The 4,013-nt window shown below is 48.0% G+C and carries 6 protein-coding genes; 4 read left to right on the forward strand and 2 right to left on the reverse strand.

Going from position 1 to position 4,013, the window contains the following annotated elements:
• The first annotated feature begins 317 nt into the window (after positions 1 to 317).
• The gene (locus Q0P86_RS16555) at positions 318 to 683 is read left to right on the forward strand and encodes a helix-turn-helix transcriptional regulator (protein WP_295041029.1); all 366 of its coding nucleotides are present in this window, start codon (positions 318 to 320) and stop codon (positions 681 to 683) included.
• Positions 684 to 781: 98 nt separating this feature from the next.
• Complete coding sequence (locus Q0P86_RS16560; protein WP_295041031.1) at positions 782 to 1,750, forward strand: fibrobacter succinogenes major paralogous domain-containing protein; 969 nt, start codon at positions 782 to 784, stop codon at positions 1,748 to 1,750.
• Between the two features lie 31 nt (positions 1,751 to 1,781).
• Here Q0P86_RS16560 and Q0P86_RS16565 read toward each other — a convergent pair whose 3' ends face one another.
• Complete coding sequence (locus tag Q0P86_RS16565; protein WP_106520303.1) at positions 1,782 to 2,057, reverse strand: type II toxin-antitoxin system YafQ family toxin; 276 nt, start codon at positions 2,055 to 2,057, stop codon at positions 1,782 to 1,784.
• Positions 2,058 to 2,282, reverse strand: coding sequence for a hypothetical protein (locus Q0P86_RS16570; RefSeq protein WP_146139548.1), 225 nt, complete (start codon positions 2,280 to 2,282; stop codon positions 2,058 to 2,060).
• A gap of 118 nt (positions 2,283 to 2,400) precedes the next feature.
• Here Q0P86_RS16570 and Q0P86_RS16575 point away from each other — a divergent pair, with 118 nt between their 5' ends.
• Both Q0P86_RS16575 and Q0P86_RS16580 read left to right on the forward strand, forming a co-directional pair.
• Positions 2,401 to 3,297, forward strand: coding sequence for a fibrobacter succinogenes major paralogous domain-containing protein (locus Q0P86_RS16575; RefSeq protein WP_295041033.1), 897 nt, complete (start codon positions 2,401 to 2,403; stop codon positions 3,295 to 3,297).
• Positions 3,298 to 3,459: 162 nt separating this feature from the next.
• Positions 3,460 to 3,678 carry a hypothetical protein gene (locus Q0P86_RS16580; RefSeq protein ID WP_295041035.1) on the forward strand — a complete coding sequence of 73 codons (219 nt, stop codon included), beginning with the start codon at positions 3,460 to 3,462 and terminating at the stop codon, positions 3,676 to 3,678.
• Positions 3,679 to 4,013 lie beyond the last annotated feature (335 nt).

The raw sequence follows: 4,013 nt of genomic DNA on the forward strand, positions 1-4,013 counted from the left end.
ATGGCTTTGTTGATTGTGTTTGGGAAATGCCTGTGTGGGTTGTCGAAAAACTTGACAAATAATCAAAAATTGATTATATTCAACTATGTACAATGTAACTATAACCAAAAGAGCGCAAAGAAGTGCTGCGACGATGCCGAAGGCTGTGCAAAATAAGCTTAAGGCTCTCGTCCAGTCACTCAAGATCTCCGGGCCGATTCAACCATTGTTTTGGCATTACTCCAAGCTCGGAGGCGACAGGTATCATTGTCACCTGGCTCTTAACTGGGTGGCGTGCTGGACTTGTAGAGATGGCTCTATAGATATCGAGGTGTATTATGCTGGCAGTCGTGAAAAGGCCCCGTATTGAAATCAGGGCGAAACATATCCCCGCTCCGCTTGTCAGGTTCTTGAAGGACACTTATAAACCGGAGAATGTGATCGTCAGCGATGAAGACGTTGCCGTTCCTTTTGAGGACTCGGAATGGTTCAAGTCTCTGGAGACGACTCCTGCAGAGATGATTGTCGCGAATAGGGATTTGCGCAACTGGTCGCAGGTGACTTTGGCCGAGAAACTTGGAATTCAGGTGCAAAATCTGTGCGCTATGGAAAATGGGCGCAGGACTGTTTCCCGCAAGATGGCTTTAAAACTCGGCAAAATTTTCGGAACGGATCCCGCTGCATTTTTTGATTTCGGGAAGTAAGATTGTTTGTAAGGCGGTAGCAAGGCCGCCTTTTGTCATGTTAGGCGAAATAAGTTACATTTGTTTTGAATTTATTATATCGGGTTACCGGAGGATATGTGAAAAAGTTTCTTGTTGCGATGGGTTTGGTGGCGTTTGCTGTTGTCGGGTGCGATGACAGTTCGTCGGCTTCGGCAGAAAACAATGAACCTGCGGCGTTGAGTAGTGCTGAAAAGCAGGGGAGTTCGTCTTCATCACGTCATTGCGAGGAGTGTAACGACGAAGCAATCTCTAGCGACAGCAATGCGGAGTCGAATGGGTCTAGCCGGTCTAGTTCGTCTGAAAAGAATGCGGAGTCTAGTAGTTCGGAGAAATTGTCCGGGGCAAGTAGCGATTCTGCGGATATGATGGAGTCTTCGTCGAGTTCAGTAACTTTGGCGACGCGTTGCAAGACTGAAACTGAAGATAATTGCGAATACGGGACTTTGCTTGATGACCGTGATGGTCAAACATACAAGACTGTAAAAATCGGCGCACAGTGGTGGATGGCGGAGAACCTGAACTTTGTGACGGAAAACAGCGGGTGCGGCGGCGGAAGCGGAACTACGGAAGGCAACTGCGAAACCTACGGTCGCCTTTATACATGGGCCGCTGCCATGGATAGCGTGGGCGAATGGAGCACGAACGGCAGGGGCTGCGGATACGGTTCGACATGCTCGCCGACCTTGCCAGTCCGCGGTGTGTGCCCCAAGGGCTGGCACCTGCCGCGCCGATCGGAATGGGAAGCCTTGTTCACGACCGTGGGTGGCTCCTCAACAGCAGGTAAAAAGCTCAAGTCCCTGACCGGTTGGTACAATAGCAGTAACGGCACGGACGCCTACTCGTTTGCGGCGTTGCCTGCCGGCCTCAGGGACGGCTACGGCCATTACGAAGACGAGGGCTACTACGCGTTCTTCTGGAGTTCCACGGAGCGCAATGGCTACTTCGCGTACAGCATGGCCCTGTACTACGTCAACGACAATGCGTTCCTGTACACCTACGACTACGACAATAGCAACGGGTTTTCAGTTCGTTGCGTAAAGGACTAGCCGCAAGGCAAACGCAGCAACACGCCGTATCTTAGAACAAGTCGCTATGGGTGCCGGTCGCTGTTAAACTCAAGATGAGTTCGTCATTTTGGTACTTGTAGATAAGCAACCAGTCACCCTGAATATGACATTCGCGATATCCCGTCCAGTTTGATACAAGCGAGTGGTCCCTGTATTTTTCAGGTAGAGGTTCTCCCTTGGCGAGAATATCGATTACAGTGCGCAACAGGCTTATATTGCGCCCTCTCTTTTTTGCCAACTTATACTCTTTCTTGAAACGGGATGTGTATTCGATTTTGTATTGCACTTAGTCCTCCGCATCAAGATCGGCGAAAAGAGCTTCGACGGTGTCAAATTTTTTTGCACTAGGATCGTTCAGCATGGCTTCGCTTTCTTCAATGGCGGCGGCAAGTTCGTTGGAGGGCTTTTTCATTTGGTACTGAATCATCAAACCGTCGATAAATGCATCGATGATTGCCAGATATTCTTCGGGAACGGATTTAATCTTTGTTTCAAGTACGGAACGCGTCATTGCAACCTCCGGTCGATTTCCCATAAGATACATTTTTTTTCAAAGATACGCAAGCCAAATTGGGTGAATTGCTATATTTTGCTAGAAAAATAGATGCCGTTGGGGCGAAGGATTTTTTATGAAAAAGATTTTTGTGGCGTTGAGCATGGTCGCGTTCTTGGCGGCGTGTGACGACTCGTCGTCGGCATCGGCTGGACAGAATGATGAACCGGCTGTTGAATCGTCTTTTTCGAGTAGCGGCAAGGTCACTGAACCAGCCGAAGTGACTTCGTCGAGCAGTTCCGTGGACTCTGTCAGTTCTTCGAGCCTCCAGGGTGACAAAAACTTCTCGTCGTCTTCGGTTGCATCCAGCAGTAACTCTGCGGGCAATGTAATCACCTACGGCACCATGGCCGACAGCCGCGATGGACAAATTTACAAGACCGTCACCATTGGCACCCAGACCTGGATGGCGGAGAACCTAAACTATGCTTACACCGACGTTCCCTGTAATTACATTGGTTACACATCCGATTCCACCAGTTGGTGCTACGACAACGATCCTGCCAACTGCACCAAGTATGGTCGCCTTTACACCTGGGCTGCTGCCATGGATAGCGTTGGCACATGGAGTAACAACGGAAAGGGCTGTGGCTATGGTTCGACGTGCTCACCGACCTTGCCTGTTCGGGGAATTTGCCCCGAGGGGTGGCATTTGCCTACAAAATCTGAATTTGAGACCCTTTTCACGGCGGTGGGAGGTCAATCCATAGCTAGCATTATGTTAAGATCTACCAGTAGCTGGAAAAATCACGGCAATGGTACGGATGACTTTGGCTTTTCTGCTCTTCCGACGGGCTACCTCAGCAATGGTGGCTATTTCAGCTCTTCGGGCTACTACGCGTACTTTTGGAGTACTACGGAGGACGATGACGTCAAAGCCTACAACGTGTACTTGTACTACTACAACGAGTCTGCGTTCCTGAGCAGCCGCTACAAGGACTTTGCTCTATCGGTTCGTTGCCTCAGGGACTAGCAGCGAGGCGAGGGACTCCGTAGGAGTCCCCTAAAAGGCAAATACCGACGCATCTCGTCTAAGGAAAGGCGAGGTGCGTTCTTTTTTATCCTGAAATTTGGATTGAAAGGAACGCCTCTAACAATAAACCGGCCGCAAATGCGACCACAAAACGGAGGCTATATGAATAACAACATCGAAAAATGCAAAGAGGATTTCCCGTTTAGGGTTATATCCGAAACACCGACTGGTGATGGCTTTGTTGATTGTGTTTGGGAAATGCCTGTGTGGGTTGTCGAAAAACTTGAGGCTGAAGCGAAAAAGCGGGAAATTACGGTTTCTGAATTGGTAACGCTCATATTTAAAGCATGCTTGAAGGAGTATGGCAATAAAAATATTTAACCTATTGACAGTTATTAAATAATAACCTATATTAATTATGCCGAAGATATTTGAAAAAGATGACAGGGGAAAATAGCCAAGTTTGAAATTGTGAATGGATGTGCCGAGCCGGTATTTGGAAAGTTATCAAATGCGGATATGGCGAAAGCAAAGGAATTAGCGACTGAAAACAGCGAACTTATCGTGAGAAAATGGTTCGAAACTTTCGGGTTGGGGTAATTATGAACGAAATTGGCTCTTCTGAGCTAAGTGTGGAACATTTTTCTAAAAAATTACCCTGAAAACGGCATAAAATCAAGCCTTTTGAACAAAAAAAGGCACCTGAATTTCCTAAA

It is taken from the genome of uncultured Fibrobacter sp. (genome assembly GCF_946062555.1).
Lineage (GTDB): Bacteria > Fibrobacterota > Fibrobacteria > Fibrobacterales > Fibrobacteraceae > Fibrobacter.